Source organism: Pseudomonas sp. LPH60 (assembly GCF_030718165.1).
Taxonomy (GTDB): domain Bacteria; phylum Pseudomonadota; class Gammaproteobacteria; order Pseudomonadales; family Pseudomonadaceae; genus Aquipseudomonas; species Aquipseudomonas danubii.
Map to the genome: position 1 here is coordinate 162,894 of NZ_JAVAJH010000002.1, position 16,178 is coordinate 179,071.

At 61.6% G+C, this 16,178-nt stretch carries 14 protein-coding genes; 9 read left to right on the forward strand and 5 right to left on the reverse strand.

What is annotated here, in order from left to right; genetic code table 11:
* Positions 1 to 5: 5 nt before the first annotated feature.
* The 9 genes from murD (at position 6) to lpxC (ending at position 10,461) form a co-directional block, all read left to right on the forward strand.
* Positions 6 to 1,352 (forward strand): UDP-N-acetylmuramoyl-L-alanine--D-glutamate ligase, encoded by a 1,347-nt coding sequence (murD, locus tag Q8O96_RS06315; protein ID WP_305948558.1) that lies wholly within the window; start codon positions 6 to 8, stop codon positions 1,350 to 1,352.
* Positions 1,349 to 2,566 carry a putative lipid II flippase FtsW gene (gene ftsW / locus Q8O96_RS06320; protein ID WP_102860323.1) on the forward strand — a complete coding sequence of 406 codons (1,218 nt, stop codon included), beginning with the start codon at positions 1,349 to 1,351 and terminating at the stop codon, positions 2,564 to 2,566. The genes murD and ftsW overlap by 4 nt, the downstream gene beginning before the upstream one ends.
* A complete protein-coding gene (gene murG, locus Q8O96_RS06325; protein WP_250329613.1) occupies positions 2,556 to 3,626 on the forward strand; it encodes an undecaprenyldiphospho-muramoylpentapeptide beta-N-acetylglucosaminyltransferase in 1,071 nt (356 codons plus the stop codon). Before ftsW ends, murG begins: the two co-directional genes overlap by 11 nt.
* Entirely contained in the window at positions 3,619 to 5,073 is a 1,455-nt protein-coding gene (gene murC / locus Q8O96_RS06330; RefSeq protein ID WP_102860325.1) for a UDP-N-acetylmuramate--L-alanine ligase, read from the forward strand. Before murG ends, murC begins: the two co-directional genes overlap by 8 nt.
* Entirely contained in the window at positions 5,070 to 6,026 is a 957-nt protein-coding gene (locus tag Q8O96_RS06335) for a D-alanine--D-alanine ligase (protein WP_102860326.1), read from the forward strand. The genes murC and Q8O96_RS06335 overlap by 4 nt, the downstream gene beginning before the upstream one ends.
* 4 nt (positions 6,027 to 6,030) lie before the next feature.
* A complete protein-coding gene (locus Q8O96_RS06340; protein WP_102860327.1) occupies positions 6,031 to 6,897 on the forward strand; it encodes a cell division protein FtsQ/DivIB in 867 nt (288 codons plus the stop codon).
* A 14-nt stretch (positions 6,898 to 6,911) separates the two neighbouring features.
* Positions 6,912 to 8,171, forward strand: a complete 1,260-nt coding sequence (gene ftsA, locus Q8O96_RS06345; RefSeq protein WP_011063306.1) for a cell division protein FtsA — start codon at positions 6,912 to 6,914, stop codon at positions 8,169 to 8,171.
* A gap of 72 nt (positions 8,172 to 8,243) precedes the next feature.
* Positions 8,244 to 9,437: a cell division protein FtsZ gene (gene ftsZ, locus Q8O96_RS06350; protein WP_011063305.1), complete on the forward strand. Its 1,194-nt coding sequence runs from the start codon at positions 8,244 to 8,246 to the stop codon at positions 9,435 to 9,437.
* Positions 9,438 to 9,549: 112 nt separating this feature from the next.
* The gene (gene lpxC, locus Q8O96_RS06355) at positions 9,550 to 10,461 is read left to right on the forward strand and encodes a UDP-3-O-acyl-N-acetylglucosamine deacetylase (protein ID WP_011063304.1); all 912 of its coding nucleotides are present in this window, start codon (positions 9,550 to 9,552) and stop codon (positions 10,459 to 10,461) included.
* A 67-nt stretch (positions 10,462 to 10,528) separates the two neighbouring features.
* Here the strand turns inward: lpxC and Q8O96_RS06360 are convergent, their stop codons facing one another.
* From Q8O96_RS06360 to Q8O96_RS06380, 5 genes are all read right to left on the reverse strand, one after another.
* On the reverse strand, positions 10,529 to 12,040 hold the full coding sequence (locus tag Q8O96_RS06360; protein ID WP_207815964.1) for a diguanylate cyclase: 1,512 nt from the start codon (positions 12,038 to 12,040) through the stop codon (positions 10,529 to 10,531).
* A gap of 139 nt (positions 12,041 to 12,179) precedes the next feature.
* A complete protein-coding gene (locus Q8O96_RS06365; protein ID WP_115580880.1) occupies positions 12,180 to 13,529 on the reverse strand; it encodes an OprD family porin in 1,350 nt (449 codons plus the stop codon).
* Between the two features lie 163 nt (positions 13,530 to 13,692).
* Positions 13,693 to 13,917: a hypothetical protein gene (locus Q8O96_RS06370; RefSeq protein WP_102860330.1), complete on the reverse strand. Its 225-nt coding sequence runs from the start codon at positions 13,915 to 13,917 to the stop codon at positions 13,693 to 13,695.
* A gap of 225 nt (positions 13,918 to 14,142) precedes the next feature.
* Positions 14,143 to 15,507: a heavy metal sensor histidine kinase gene (locus tag Q8O96_RS06375; protein ID WP_102860331.1), complete on the reverse strand. Its 1,365-nt coding sequence runs from the start codon at positions 15,505 to 15,507 to the stop codon at positions 14,143 to 14,145.
* Positions 15,497 to 16,174 carry a heavy metal response regulator transcription factor gene (locus Q8O96_RS06380; protein ID WP_102860332.1) on the reverse strand — a complete coding sequence of 226 codons (678 nt, stop codon included), beginning with the start codon at positions 16,172 to 16,174 and terminating at the stop codon, positions 15,497 to 15,499. Before Q8O96_RS06380 ends, Q8O96_RS06375 begins: the two co-directional genes overlap by 11 nt.
* Positions 16,175 to 16,178 lie beyond the last annotated feature (4 nt).

The following is a 16,178-nucleotide window of genomic DNA, read 5'->3' on the forward strand; positions in this document are numbered from 1 at the left end:
AACGAGTGTCTCTGATCGCTTCTGACCACTTCCGCATCGTTGTCGGCCTCGGCAAGAGCGGCATGTCCCTGGTTCGCTTCCTGGCGAACCGGGGCGTGGCTTTTGCGGTGGCCGATACGCGGGAGAACCCACCTGAGCTGGCCACGTTGCGTCGTGACTACCCGCAGGTGGAGGTGCGTTGTGGCGAGCTGGACGTCGAATTCCTGTGCCGTGCCGACGAGCTCTACGTGAGCCCCGGCCTGGCCCTGGCGACTCCGGCCCTGCAGGCCGCTGCTGCCCGTGGCGTGAAATTGTCCGGTGACATCGAGCTGTTCGCGCGTAACGCGAAGGCGCCGATTGTCGCCATCAGCGGTTCCAACGCGAAAAGCACCGTGACCACCCTGGTGGGCGAGATGGCCGCTGCGGCGGGCAAGCGGGTCGCCGTGGGCGGCAACCTGGGCACTCCGGCCCTGGATCTGCTCAGCGACGATGTCGAGCTGTACGTGATGGAACTGTCCAGCTTCCAGCTGGAAACCACCGACCAACTGGGCGCTGAAGTGGCCACTGTGCTCAACATCAGCGAAGACCACATGGACCGTTACAGCGGTCTGCCGGCCTATCACCTGGCCAAGCACCGGATCTTCCGGGGCGCGCGGCAAGTGGTGGTCAATCGCCAGGATGCGCTGTCCCGGCCGTTGTTGAGCGAGAACCTGCCGTGCTGGACCTTTGGCCTGGGCAAGCCCGATTTCAAGGGCTTTGGCCTGCGGGAAGAGAACGGCGAGAAGTACCTGGCCTTCGAGTTCCAGAACCTGATGCCGGTGCGCGAACTGAAGATCCGCGGTGCCCATAACCAGTCCAACGCCCTGGCGGCATTGGCCCTGGGGCATGCAGTCGGCTTGCCGTTCGACGCGATGCTCTCGGCCCTGCGCACCTTCGCCGGCCTCGAGCACCGTTGCCAATGGGTTCGCGACGTGGATGGCGTGGGCTATTACAACGATTCCAAAGCCACCAACGTCGGCGCCGCACTGGCTGCCATCGAAGGCCTGGGTGCGGACATCGCTGGCAAGATCGTGCTGATCGCCGGTGGCGACGGCAAGGGCGCCGAGTTCAAGGATCTGCGGGACCCGGTGGCGGCCAACTGCCGCGCGGTGATCTTGATGGGCCGTGACTCCGACAAGATCGGTGAGGCCATCGGCGATGCCGTGCCGCTGATTCGTGCCGATTCGCTGGCCGACGCTGTGGCTCAATGCCGCGCAGCCGCGCAGCCTGGCGACGTGGTGTTGTTATCTCCCGCCTGTGCCAGTTTCGACATGTTCAAGAATTACGAAGACCGGGGTCACCAGTTCGTCCGCGTCGTGGAGGAACTGGCATGAATCTGAGAAACATCATCAAGCCATATCCGTCACCGCTCATCACTGGGCGTGGCATCGATCTTGATTTCCCGATGCTCGCCGGCTGCCTGACGCTGCTCGGCCTGGGGCTGGTCATGATTGCATCGGCCTCTACCGAAGTGGCAGCGGCGCAGTCGGGCAGTGCCCTGTATTACATGATTCGCCACCTTATCTACATCGTGCTGGGCCTGGGGGCCTGCATTGTCACCATGATGATTCCCATCGCCACTTGGCAGCGCCTGGGCTGGATGATGTTGATTGGTGCCTTCGGCTTGCTGGTGATGGTGATCATTCCGGGGATTGGCCGTGAAGTGAACGGTTCGATGCGCTGGATCGGTTTCAGCTTCTTTAACGTTCAGCCCTCCGAGATTGCCAAGGTGTTCGTGGTGATTTACCTCGCCGGCTACCTGGTGCGGCGGCAGAAGGAAGTGCGTGAAAGCTGGATGGGCTTCTTCAAGCCGTTCATCGTTCTGCTGCCAATGGCGGGCCTGCTACTGATGGAGCCGGACTTCGGTGCCACCGTGGTGATGATGGGCGCCGCGGCGGCGATGCTGTTCCTCGGCGGTGTCGGGCTGTTCCGGTTTTCCCTGATGGTGCTCCTGGCGGTGGCGGCGGTGGTCTTGCTGATTCAGATGCAGCCCTATCGAATGGCCCGTCTGACCAACTTTGCCGACCCCTGGGCGGACCAGTTCGGTGCCGGTTACCAGCTGTCCCAGGCCTTGATCGCCTTCGGTCGTGGCGAGTGGCTGGGCGTGGGCCTGGGCAACAGTGTGCAGAAACAGTTCTATCTGCCGGAGGCTCACACCGACTTCGTGTTCTCGGTGCTGGCCGAAGAGCTGGGTGCCGTGGGCTCCTTGTGCACAGTGGCGCTGTTCGTATTCGTCTGTATACGCGGCATGTACATCGGCCTGTGGGCCGAGAAAGCCAAGCAGTATTTTGCCGCTTATGTGGCTTATGGCTTGTCGTTCCTGTGGATTGGTCAGTTCTTGATCAATATCGGGGTGAACGTCGGTCTGCTGCCAACCAAGGGGCTGACCCTGCCGTTCCTCAGTTATGGCGGTAGTTCGTTGGTGATCTGCTGCGCCTGCCTCGGATTGTTGCTGCGTATCGAATGGGAGAGCAGGACCCACCTGGGCAGTGAAGAGATGGAGTTCAGTGAGAGTGACTTTGCCGAGGAGCCGATCCATGGGCGCTAACGTGCTGATCATGGCGGGCGGCACCGGTGGCCACGTGTTCCCGGCGCTGGCTTGTGCCCGCGAGTTCCAGGCCCGTGGCTACAGCGTGCACTGGCTGGGTACTCCCCGCGGGATCGAGAACGAATTGGTACCGGCGGCTGGCCTGCCGCTGCATTTGATCAACGTCACCGGGCTGCGGGGCAAGGGCAAGCTGTCCCTGCTCAAGGCGCCGTTCGTCCTGATCAAGGCGGTGCTCCAGGCCCGGCGGATCATTCGGCAACTCAAGCCGGTGTGTGTGCTCGGTTTTGGTGGTTATGTGACCGGCCCTGGTGGTGTTGCCGCCAAGTTGTCGGGGGTGCCGGTGATCGTTCACGAGCAGAATGCTGTGGCCGGTACCGCCAATCGGCTGCTGGTGCCGTTGGCCGCCCGAGTCTGCGAAGCTTTCCCGGACACCTTCGGAGCCTCCGACAGCCGCCGCACCACGGGCAATCCGGTGCGCACCGAACTGTTCCTCGACACACCGCGCGAGGCCCTGGCCGGACGCAAGGCGCGTTTACTGATCCTGGGCGGAAGCCTGGGGGCAGAGCCGTTGAACAAGTTATTGCCGGAAGCCCTGGCACAGGTCGCCCCCGAGCTGCGTCCGGAGGTGTTCCATCAGGCTGGTAAAAACCACGATGAAGTCACTGCAGAGCGCTATCGCGCCGCCGGCGTCGAGGCGCAGGTGCAGCCCTTTATCAAAGACATGGCTCAAGCCTATGGCTGGGCCGACCTGGTGGTCTGTCGCGCAGGCGCGTTGACCGTCAGCGAACTGGCTGCTGCCGGTCTGCCTTCGATGCTGGTGCCTTTGCCCCATGCGATCGACGATCACCAGACCCGCAATGCCGAATATTTGGCTCGTGAAGGTGCTGCCTTCCTGATGCCGCAAAGAACGACTGGTGCAGCGGACCTTGCCGCTCGCCTGACAGAGGTTTTGATGCAACCAGAACGACTCGACAACATGGCCCAGGCTGCGCGCCGCCTGGCCAAACCCGATGCCACCCGCGATGTGGTGAATATCTGCCTGGAGGTGGCCCATGGTTGAGAATCAAAAAGCCATGCCGCAACCGGAAATGCGCCGTATCCGTCGTATCCATTTCGTTGGTATTGGCGGCGTGGGCATGTGCGGGATTGCCGAGGTGCTGCTGAACCTGGGTTACCAGGTCTCCGGTTCCGATCTCAAGGCGTCGCCGGTCACCGAGCGCCTGGAGTCGTTCGGTGCACAGATTTTTATCGGCCACCGCGCCGAGAACGCTGCGAACGCCGATGTACTGGTGGTTTCCAGCGCCGTGAACACCTCCAACCCGGAAGTCGCCACTGCACTGGAACGGCGCATTCCGGTGGTGCCGCGGGCGGAAATGCTCGCCGAGCTGATGCGCTACCGTCACGGCGTTGCCGTGGCTGGTACGCACGGCAAGACCACCACTACCAGCCTGCTGGCTTCGGTGTTCGCCGCGGGCGGTCTGGACCCGACCTTTGTCATCGGTGGTCGGCTCAATGCAGCGGGCACCAATGCCCAGCTGGGCACCAGCCGTTACCTGATTGCTGAAGCCGACGAAAGCGACGCCAGCTTCCTGCATCTGCAGCCGCTGGTGGCCGTGGTCACCAACATCGACGCCGACCATATGGCGACCTACGACGGTGACTTCAACAAACTGAAGAAAACCTTCGTCGACTTCCTGCATAACCTGCCGTTCTACGGGCTGGCGGTGATGTGCCTGGACGATCCGGTGGTGCGCGATATCCTGCCGCAGGTCAAGCGTCCGACCGTGACCTACGGCTTCAGCGAAGAAGCCGACGTGCGTGCCATCAATGTACGCCAGCAAGGCATGCAGACCTTCTTCACCGTACTGCGTCGTGACCGCGAGCCGCTGGACGTGTCGGTGAACATGCCGGGCAACCACAACGTGCTGAACTCCCTGGCGACCATCTGCATCGCCACCGACGAAGGCATCAGCGACGAAGCCATTGTCCAGGGGCTGTCGGGCTTCCAGGGTGTGGGCCGGCGCTTCCAGGTCTACGGCGAACTGCCGGTGGAAGGCGGCAACGTCATGCTGGTGGACGACTACGGGCACCACCCGACCGAGGTCGCGGCAGTGATCAAGGCCGTGCGTGGCGGTTGGCCGGAGCGCCGCCTGGTGATGGTCTACCAGCCGCACCGTTTCAGCCGTACCCGCGATCTGTACGACGACTTCGTGCAGGTGCTGGCCGATGCCAACGTGCTGCTGTTGATGGAGGTCTACCCGGCCGGTGAAGAGCCGATTCCGGGCGCTGACAGCCGCCAGTTGTGCCACAGCATTCGGCAGCGGGGCCAGTTGGACCCGATCTACATCGAGCGAGGCGTCGACCTGGCACCGCTGGTCAAGCCACTGCTGCGTGCCGGTGACATCCTGTTGTGCCAAGGCGCCGGTGATATCGGTGGCCTGGCGCCAAAACTGCTCAACAGCCCGCTGTTCGCCGGTGCTGTGGCCGCTGGCAAGGGGGCGAAATGACGGCTGCCTACGCCAACCTGTTCTCCACCGTAAAGCCGAGCGATTTCGGTCGCGTTGCCGTGCTCTACGGCGGCAAGAGCGCCGAGCGCGAAGTGTCGCTGAAGTCCGGCAAGGCCGTGCTTGAAGCCTTGCAGAGTGGCGGTGTGAACGCCTTCGGCATTGATGTCGGTGACGACCTGCTGCAGCGCCTCTTGAGCGAGAAGATCGATCGCGCCTTCATCATTCTCCACGGCCGTGGCGGTGAAGACGGCAGCATGCAAGGCCTGCTGGAATGCCTGGGGATTCCCTACACCGGTAGCGGCATCCTCGCTTCGGCCTTGGCCATGGACAAGCTGCGCACCAAGCAGGTCTGGCACAGCCTGGGTATTCCGACGCCGCGTCACGCGGTCCTGAGTTCGGAAGCCGACTGTATTTCCGCGGTGGCGGAACTGGGCCTGCCTTTGATCGTCAAACCGGCTCATGAAGGCTCCAGTATCGGTATGGCCAAGGTGACTTCCGCGCCCGAATTGATCGAGGCATGGAAGGCGGCCAGTACCTACGATTCGCAAGTGTTGGTCGAGCAATGGATCCAGGGTCCGGAGTTCACCATCGCAACCCTGCGTGGTCAGGTGCTGCCACCGATCGCGTTGGGCACTCCCCACACGTTTTACGACTACGACGCCAAGTACCTGGCTTCCGATACCCAGTACCGGATTCCATGCGGCCTCGATAGCGCCAAGGAACAGGAACTCATGGATCTCACGGCGAAAGCCTGTGAGGCGCTCGGTATCGCCGGTTGGGCGCGTGCCGATGTGATGCAGGATGCCCAGGGGCAGTTCTGGTTCCTGGAAGTGAACACCGCTCCCGGGATGACCGACCACAGCCTGGTGCCGATGGCCGCTCGTGCGGCCGGTCTGGATTTCCAGCAGTTGGTCCTGGCCATCCTGGCAGCCAGTCTTGAGGCGAGAGGTTAAGTCCATGCAAGGCGCGTCGCTTCGTCATCAGCAACCTGCACCCGGCCGCAAGCCGGTGCCGCGGGGTGCCAGCCGTATGGTGGCCAAAGAGCCGATGTCGGTGCGCCTGCCGAAAGCCAACTTTGGTTTTCTGAAAAGCCTGTTCTGGCCGGTGCTGCTGGTGGCGTTGGGCTTTGGCACCTATGAAGGTGCCCAGCGCTTGCTGCCATACGCCGACCGTCCGATCACCAAGATCGCGGTGCAGGGGGACTTGAGCTACATCAGCCAGCAGGCGGTGCAGCAGCGGATCGCGCCATATGTCGCGGCGAGCTTCTTCACCATCGACCTGGCGAGCATGCGCACCGAGCTGGAAAAGATGCCCTGGATCGCCCACGCCGAAGTTCGTCGGGTGTGGCCGGACCAAGTGGTGATTCGCCTGGAAGAACAACTGCCAGTGGCCCGCTGGGGCGACGAGGCACTGTTGAACAACCAGGGCCAGGCCTTCACTCCGCGTGAACTGGCGAACTATGAACACTTGCCGCAGTTGTTCGGGCCGCAGCGGGCCCAGCAGCAAGTGATGCAGCAGTATCAGGTGTTGAGCCAGATGCTGCGGCCGCTGGGCTTTTCGATAGCCCGTCTGGAGCTGCGTGAGCGCGGCAGCTGGTTCCTGACCACCGGTGCCGGCAGTGCCGGTCCCGGTATCGAGTTGCTCCTGGGTCGCGATCATCTGGTGGAGAAGATGCGCCGCTTCATTGCCATTTATGAAAAAACGCTGAAAGAACAGATCACGAATATCGCGCGCATCGATCTGCGCTACGCCAACGGCCTGGCCGTGGGCTGGCGCGATCCGGCGGCACCCACGACGGCGCAACCTGCCGTCGCGAAGAATTAAGAAGAGGCAGGACCATGGCAAATGTGCAAAGCGGCAAAATGATCGTCGGCCTGGATATCGGCACCTCCAAGGTGGTGGCGCTGGTGGGCGAAGTCGCGGCCGATGGCTCGCTGGAAATCGTCGGCATCGGCACCCATCCTTCCCGCGGCCTGAAGAAGGGCGTGGTGGTGAACATCGAGTCCACCGTGCAGTCGATCCAGCGCGCGGTGGAAGAGGCGCAACTGATGGCGGGTTGCCGTATTCACTCGGCCTTCGTCGGTGTGGCGGGCAATCACATCCGCAGCCTGAACTCCCACGGCATCGTGGCGATCCGCGACCGTGAAGTCAGCTCGGCGGACCTGGAGCGGGTATTGGATGCGGCCCAGGCAGTGGCAATCCCGGCTGACCAGCGGGTCCTGCACACCCTGCCACAGGATTACGTGATCGATAACCAGGAAGGCGTGCGTGAGCCTTTGGGCATGTCGGGCGTGCGTCTGGAAGCCAAGGTGCACGTAGTGACCTGTGCGGTGAATGCCGCTCAGAACATCGAGAAGTGCGTGCGTCGCTGCGGCCTGGAAATCGACGACATCATCCTCGAGCAACTGGCCTCGGCCTATTCGGTACTCACCGACGACGAGAAAGAGCTGGGCGTGTGCCTGGTGGACATCGGCGGCGGCACCACCGACATGGCGATCTTCACCGAAGGCGCGATCCGTCACACCGCGGTGATCCCGATTGCCGGCGATCAGGTGACCAACGACATCGCCATGGCCCTGCGCACGCCGACCCAGTACGCCGAAGAGATCAAGATCCGTTACGCCTGCGCCCTGGCCAAGCTGGCCGGTGCCGGCGAGACCATCAAGGTGCCGAGCGTCGGCGATCGTCCGCCGCGCGAGCTGTCGCGTCAGGCCCTGGCCGAAGTGGTCGAACCGCGTTACGACGAACTGTTCACCCTGATCCAGGCCGAGCTGCGTCGCAGCGGCTACGAAGACTTGATCCCGGCCGGCATCGTGCTCACCGGTGGTACTTCGAAGATGGAAGGCGCGGTGGAACTGGCCGAGGAGATTTTCCACATGCCGGTTCGCCTGGGCGTGCCCCACAGTGTCAAGGGCCTGTCCGACGTGGTGCGCAACCCGATCTATTCCACCGGCGTCGGCCTGCTGCTGTACGGACTGCAGAAACAGTCCGATGGCATCTCGTTCTCCGGCATCGGCAGCCGCGACAGCTACAGCAGCGACGAGCCCAAGGCCGCGTTGCTGGACCGCATCAAGAGCTGGGTCCAGGGCAACTTCTAAAGATTTACCGCAACACCGTTTCAAAGCAGTAGGCAGTAGGCGAAAAACTAGAGAAATGAAAGGAGAGGGAAAATGTTCGAACTCGTAGACAACATCCCGCAGAGTCCGGTAATCAAGGTTATCGGTGTTGGCGGTGGCGGCGGCAACGCGGTCAATCACATGGTCAAGAGCAACATCGAAGGCGTCGAGTTCATCTGCGCCAACACTGATGCTCAAGCGCTGAAAAACATCGGCGCGCGGACCATCCTGCAACTGGGTACCGGCGTGACCAAGGGCCTGGGTGCTGGCGCCAATCCGGAAGTCGGCCGTCAAGCCGCTCTGGAAGACCGCGAGCGTATCGCCGAAGTACTGGCGGGCACCAACATGGTGTTCATCACCACCGGCATGGGCGGCGGTACCGGTACCGGTGCGGCGCCGATCATCGCTGAAGTGGCCAAGGAAATGGGCATCCTCACCGTTGCGGTGGTGACCCGTCCGTTCCCGTTCGAAGGCCGCAAGCGCATGCAGATCGCCGATGAGGGCATCCGCGCGCTGAGCGAAAGCGTCGACTCGTTGATCACCATCCCCAACGAGAAGCTGCTGACCATCCTCGGCAAGGACGCCAGCCTGCTGTCGGCTTTCGCCAAGGCTGACGACGTGCTGGCCGGTGCCGTTCGCGGTATCTCCGACATCATCAAGCGTCCGGGCATGATTAACGTCGACTTTGCCGACGTACGTACCGTGATGAGCGAAATGGGCATGGCGATGATGGGCACTGGCTGCGCCAGCGGTCCGAACCGTGCGCGTGAGGCCACTGAAGCGGCGATCCGCAACCCGCTGCTGGAAGACGTGAACCTGGAGGGTGCACGCGGCATCCTGGTGAACATCACCGCAGGTCCCGACCTGTCCCTGGGTGAGTACTCCGACGTGGGTAGCATCATCGAAGCCTTTGCTTCCGAACACGCCATGGTCAAGGTCGGTACTGTTATCGATCCGGACATGCGTGACGAGCTGCATGTAACCGTAGTGGCCACCGGTCTGGGCGCGAAAATCGAGAAACCTGTAAAGGTCATCGACAACACCGTTCAGACTTCCATGTCCGCGCAGTCGCAAGCGCCAGCCCCTGCTCGTCAGGAACTGCCGTCGGTGAACTACCGTGACCTGGACCGTCCGACCGTCATGCGCAATCAGGCGCAGTCGAACGCGGCGACCGCGGCGAAGCTGAATCCGCAAGATGATCTGGATTACCTGGACATCCCGGCATTCCTGCGTCGTCAGGCCGATTGATGGAATGTATCAGGGGTATTAGGGTGATTGGTGTTCAGCAAAGGCATGGTCTGCTATTATCGCCAGCCTTTGTTGATACCAGTTCGCAATTTGCGCTGAAGCGGCCCAAGCCATGATTAAACAACGCACCCTGAAGAATATTATCCGTGCCACAGGTGTAGGCCTGCATTCCGGGGAGAAGGTTTACCTGACCCTCAAGCCTGCGCCTGTCGACACCGGCATTGTGTTTTGTCGTGCCGACCTGGACCCTGTGGTGCAGATTCCTGCTCGCGCGGAAAATGTTGGCGAAACCACGATGTCGACCACGTTGGTCAACGGTGACGTCAAAGTGGACACGGTGGAGCACTTGCTCTCGGCCATGGCTGGCCTGGGCATCGATAACGCCTACGTCGAGCTCTCCGCGTCCGAAGTCCCGATCATGGATGGTAGCGCCGGACCCTTCGTATTCCTGATTCAATCTGCTGGCCTCGAAGAACAGGACGCAGCTAAAAAGTTCATCCGCATCCTTCGTGAAGTGACCGTGGAAGACGGCGACAAGCGCGCCACTTTCGTGCCTTTCGATGGTTTTAAAGTGAGCTTCGAGATCGATTTCGATCACCCGGTTTTCCGTGACCGCACCCAGAGTGCAAGCGTGGACTTCTCCAGCACTTCGTTTGTAAAAGAAGTCAGCCGCGCCCGTACCTTTGGTTTCATGAGTGATATCGAGTACCTGCGCAAGCACAACCTCGCACTCGGCGGCAGCGTGGAAAACGCCATTGTGGTCGATTCGGATGGCGTACTGAACGAAGACGGTCTTCGCTACGAAGACGAATTCGTCAAGCACAAGATCCTGGATGCAATTGGTGACCTCTACCTGCTAGGCAATAGCCTGATAGGCGAGTTCAAGGGCTTCAAATCGGGCCACGCACTGAACAACCAGCTACTGCGCAAGTTGATTGAGCAGAAAGATGCCTGGGAAGTCGTGACCTTCGAAGATGCCAGCACTGCACCGATCTCTTACATGCGTCCGGTCGCGGCCGTGTAATTACTCTCTCTTTCCTTTTGTTTTTGAAGGCCATCCCCCCGGATGGCCTTTTTTTATGCCCGAAGGTTCAGCTGCTGCGCCGTGACATGTTGGAAACCACTCGGTTGCGGCCGCTGTACTTGGCTTGATACAGGGCCTTGTCGGCGTCACTCGCCCATTGCTCGAGGCTGATATCGGGATTGCCCGACCAGGTGTTGATGCCGATGCTCACCGTCAAGGGGGTGGCCTGCTCGCTGACAGGCGGCAAGGCGGCGATGCTGGCGCGGATTCGCTCGGCGAGTACGGCGGCGCCGGCGCTGTCGGTCTCCGGCAGTACTACCGCGAACTCTTCGCCTCCGTAGCGCGCCGCCAGATCTGCCGGGCGTCCCGCGCAAGTGCCAATGTTCTGCGCCACTGCACGCAATGCCTGGTCCCCCAGTGGATGGCCAAAGCGGTCGTTGAACGACTTGAAGTGGTCGACATCGATCATCAGCAGCGACAGGGGCTGGTTGGCGCGCCGGGCCCGGGCCCACTCATTGTTCATCACCTGATCCAGGGTACGACGGTTGGCCAGGCCGGTGAGGGCATCGACAGCTGCCAGGCGCGCCAGCTCCTGCTCGGCCTCCTGCCGGCGCCGCAGTTCACGACACAGTTGCCAGGTCAACCAGAACAGGGCGATGCACAGCGCCCCGGTGGCACCGCTGATCAGCAGTGCCGTGCGTTGCCAGGCAGCGAAGACTTCGTCGATGGACAGCGCCACAACCACGATCAGCGGCAGGTCGCCTACCTGGGAAAAGGTGTACAGCCGGTGCATCCGATCCACGCTGGACACGCTGCTGAAGCTGCCATTGCCTTCGCCCAGGATGCGCACGAAGTTGGGGCGGTTACTGAAACTCTTGCCAATCAGGTCGTCCGCCAGGGGCGGTTGTTGGGCCAGCAGAACCCCGTCGCGGCTGATCAGGTTGATCGAGCCGTTGCGCCCGATATCCAGATTCTTGAACAGCTCATTGAAGTAGCTCAGGCGCATGGCCGCTTCGGCGACACCGATGAACTCGCCATTCTCGTTGCTGAGCCGACGACTGAAGCTGATCCGCCAGTCATGCTCGGCGGTGCGGGCACGGAACGGGGGGCTGATCATCATCCCTGGATCTGGATTGTCGATATGGGCGAGGAAGTACTCGCGGTCGGCGTAGTTGCCCGTGCGCGGCACGACCGAAGCCGAGTCGGCAAGTACCTCGCCGTGCTTGTCCAGCAACAGAATATCGCCCTTGTAGGGCGCTGCGGTGGCCCGATCGAACAGCGCCAGGTGGCGGATGGGCGCCGATACGTCCTTCAGGTCGTCGCGTTGCGCCGCACTGATCAGCCCCTTGAGGGACAGGTCGTAGAGTTCGACGTTGCGCAACACATCCGCTTCGATCAACTGCACGATGTTGTTCGCGGCACGGGTGGCAGCCTGTTCGGCAGCAGCGTGTTCACGGATCAACAGGTAGGTGACGATACTGAGAATGGCCACGACGATCAGCGAGCTGGCCAGGACCAACAGACGTTCCGGATTTGACGCGATTTTCCCTGTGCGGGGTGTCGCACGACTCACGCTCATGATTTTGATTTCTGCTACGTCGACATAGTTAAGTCTAGTGTGGACGTGGGCTACAGAAATCGGTCACGCCTTCGCGCCTGTATAAATCCCGAATAAAAAAAAGGCCAGCAAAACATGCTGGCCTTTTGCTCATATCGGCTTAGAACACGTTGATCGGATAGTCGACGATCACCCGGTACTCATCGGTGTCGTTGTCCAGTGCGCCGTAGCCGTTGCCACCACGGTTGGTGGCCCATTGCAAGCGCACGGCCAGGTCCTTGGCGGTGCCGCCTTGCACCACGTACTTGAGGTCGAGGTCGCGCTCCCAGTGCTTGGCGTGCTTGCCGTCGGCGCTGTACCAGTTGGCATAGCCGCGGCTGGCCGGATCGACCTGGGTCAGGTCCAGCTCGCCCCGGGAGTAAGACAGTGCCGAGGTCAGGCCCGGCAGGCCGACGCCGGCGAAATCGTAGGCGTACTTGAGCTTCCAGGAGCGCTCGTTGGGACCGTTGAAGTCCGAGTACTGCTGGGAGTTGTCCAGGTAGATGCTGTCACCCTGGGCGATGTAGTCGAACGGCGTGTTGCCGTTGACTCGCTGGTAGGCCGCAGTGACGCTGTGGCTGCCTACGCCCACGGTGAAGTGCAGGCTGTAGGTGTTGTTGTCGATGTTGCCCAGCAGCGCCTGGCCGGTGTCCTGGGTGTGATAGAAGTGCAGGCCCGGATTGAGGCTGACCAGATCGTTGAGCGCGTAGGTGTAGTCCAGGTCGTAGTAGTACTGGTTCCAGATGTCCTTGAGTTCAGAGGCGTAGAGGCTGCTGGTCAGCCCCGGAATGCCACTCCAGGCGACCCCGGCCCAATCCAGGTGCAGGCTTTCGTCACCTTTTTGCAAGGTGCCGTAGGAGGTGCCGATGCGCTTGTGGCCACTCTGGTTGTAAGGCTTGGTGAAACTGGCTTGGCCGCCTTCGATCAGCCAGCCGTCGAAACTGTGGTTGGTCAGGCTGACGCCGCGAAAGGTCTGCGGCAGCATGCGGCTCATGCCCCCGGCGATCACCGGGTTGTTGAGAAACAGATCGCCGGCCTTGAGCTCGGTGTCGAAGGCTCGCATCTTCAAGGTGGCGCCAGCGGTGGAGAACGCTGTGGGCGCTTTTCCGTTGCCATCGCTGATGGGCAGGATGCTCGAACTGTCGGTGCCGCCACCGCCATCGAGCTTGAGGCCGAGCATGGCATTGGCATCCAGGCCGAAACCCACGGTGCCCTGGGTGTAGCCGGACTCGAAGACCCCCAGGAACCCCTGGCCCCATTCGATGTTGTCATCGGCTTGCTGATGCCGGTTGCGATTCATGTAGTAGTTGCGGGCGTTGAGCTTGAGGCTCGAGCCGGCGACGAAGCCCTGTTTGTCGCGCTCTTCGGCAGCTTGGCCCAAGGCGGGAATAGTTGCAGCGATTGCAATGAATAGTGGGCTTATTCTCAGCGTGGTCCTGAACAACGTGTAGCTCCTTTGGTGAATGAACATGATTTTTTATTGTGAATTCGGTTGTTTCTTGTTCTGTGCATGACGAATGTGCAGAGGGTTTCTCTACAGCAAAAAAAAGCCGCTGAAGTCAGCGGCTTTAAGACAACTTACTCCAGGGTTGAAAGCAGAGAAGTTGTCGAGGGAAACGAGTGGCTATCGCCGATCAACTGTCTTTGTGAGCGTCGGTCTTGCTGTGCTCAGCGGTGATCTTCTGGGCTTGCTGACTGTGTTGCTGCTGGGCGGCCTGCGCAATCTGTGCTTGTTCGAATGCGGCGGCGCGTGCGGCATTTCTCGCCACGAATCCCTGGGATTCTTCGGCCATGGCCATTGGCACCACGAACAGGGAAGACAAAACAAAGACGCTGGCCAAACCCATACTGTTGGACATTTCTGAAGACCTTCTTGCAGAGCAAGTTCAATTCGGTGCGACAAAAATATAACCATGGGGCTGCTGGAAAAAGAGCCGAACAGGATAAGGACTGTTACCAAAAACACAACAGTAGAGACTGGCCAGCAGGCGCCGGGTTGCCAGCGAAAGTGCCCCATAGTCCGCGCCGGATATGTTGAGGCGTGCGTCGGCCAGTCGGCGTCTGCAGAATCCGAGAATCCCGAGTCACAGAGGCAGATAAAGGCCGAAGGTGTTGATTCCCCGATCGCTGCGCACAAAGACGTCGCCGCCATGCATCAGGGCGATGGCCTTGACGATGGCCAGCCCCAGGCCGTGGTTGGCGCCGCTGTTGCTGCGCGAGGCATCGACCCGGTAGAAACGCTCGAACAAACGCGGCAAGTGTTCGCTGGCGATGTTTTGCCCCGGGTTGCTGACGGCGATCGCCACCTGCTGCGCCTGCACATCAATCCGCACCCGGATCACTTCCCCGGCCGCCGTGTGCTGCACGGCATTGCTCAGCAGGTTGATCAGGGCCCGGCGCAGGTGGGCAATCTCGATCCGTACCTGGGCATCGCCCTGGACCTCGACCCTGACCTGGGCGTCTTCGAGGATGAAGTCCAGGTAGTCCAGGGTGGCGGCCACTTCCGTCGCCAGGGAGGTGCTGGTGAGCTTGGTGGCCTTGTTGCCCTGGTCGGCACTGGCCAGGAACAGCATGTCGTTGACGATGGAGCGCAGCCGTTCCAGTTCTTCAAGATTGGATTGCAGTACTTCGAAGTAATGCTCCGCCGAGCGGCCCCGGGTCAGGGCCACCTGGGTCTGGCCGATCAGGTTGGTCAGGGGCGAGCGTAGTTCATGGGCGACGTCGGCGTTGAACGACTCCAGGCGCGAATAGGCCTGTTCGACCCGTTCCAGCGTGGAGTTGAAGGAGCTGACGAACTGGCTCAGCTCCGGCGGCAGGGGTGAGAGCTGCAGGCGCCCGGAGAGCCGCGGTGGTGCCAGGCGCTGGGCCTCCTGGGACAGCTTGATCAGCGGCTTGAGGCCGATCCGCGCCACCCAGTAACCCAGGGCCGAGGCCAGCAGTACACCGACGATGGCCAGGCCGATCAGGGCTATCAGCAACTGCTGCTGGGTCTGGTGAAAAGTATCGGTGTCGATGGCAATCAGGAAGCGCAGGGCCGGGCGCTGTTCCTTGGCCGGTAGTTGGCTGACCAGTACCTTCAGTGGATAGGGATGAGCGCTCAGGATCAGGTCGCGCATGCCCAGCGGACCTTGGGCGAATGCGCGGATCTGTGGGTCCGGGTTGCCGTACTCATAAGCGGGATCGCCGCTCACTGCCCAGAAACGGATGCGCTTGTCCTCCTCGCTGAGCAGCTTGAGCTTGGCGTTGATCTTGGCCCAGTGTTCAGGCGTGCCGTAACGGTTCAAGGCCGACTCCAGCACGCTGTAACGCGCGTCCAGCTCGGCTTCCGGCAGCAGGCCCAGGCCTTTGTCCACCTGTTGATAAAGGGCGCCACCAATCAGCAGGAAGATCAGCAGGGCCACCAGGGTGAACAGCCCGCTCAGGCGCAGGGCAATGGAGTTACTCGGCACTGCGGCTCTCCAGCACATAACCCATGCCACGGATGGTGTGCAGCAGCTTGTGTTCGAAAGGGCCGTCGAGTTTGGCCCGCAGGCGCTTGATTGCCACTTCGACGACATTGGCGTCGCTGTCGAAGTTAATGTCCCAGACCATCTCGGCAATCGAGGTCTTGGACAGGATTTCGCCCTGGCGCCGGGCCAGCACGCTGAGCAGGGAAAACTCCTTGGCGGTCAGGTCCAGGCGCGTGCCGGCGCGGCTGGCCTTGCGGCTGATGAGATCGATCCACAGGTCGGCGATGCTGATCTGCACCGGTTCGTGACCACCGCTGCGGCGGGTCAGGGCCTGCAGGCGGGCCACCAGTTCAAGGAAGGAAAAGGGCTTGCCCAGGTAGTCGTCGGCGCCATCGCGCAGGCCGCGAATCCGGTCCTCCACGCGCTCCCGGGCGGTGAGCATGATCACCGGGGTCTGCTTGCGTGCCCGCAGGGCCCGCAGCACGCCAAAGCCGTCCAGGCCGGGGAGCATCACATCCAGCACGATCACGGCGTAGTCGCTTTCCAGAGCCAGGTGCAGACCCTCGACGCCATCCCGGGCCAGGTCGACGGTATAGCCCTGTTCGGTCAGTCCGCGATGCAGGTAGTCCGCAGTTTTTTCTTCGTCTTCGATAATCAGAACGCGCATGACC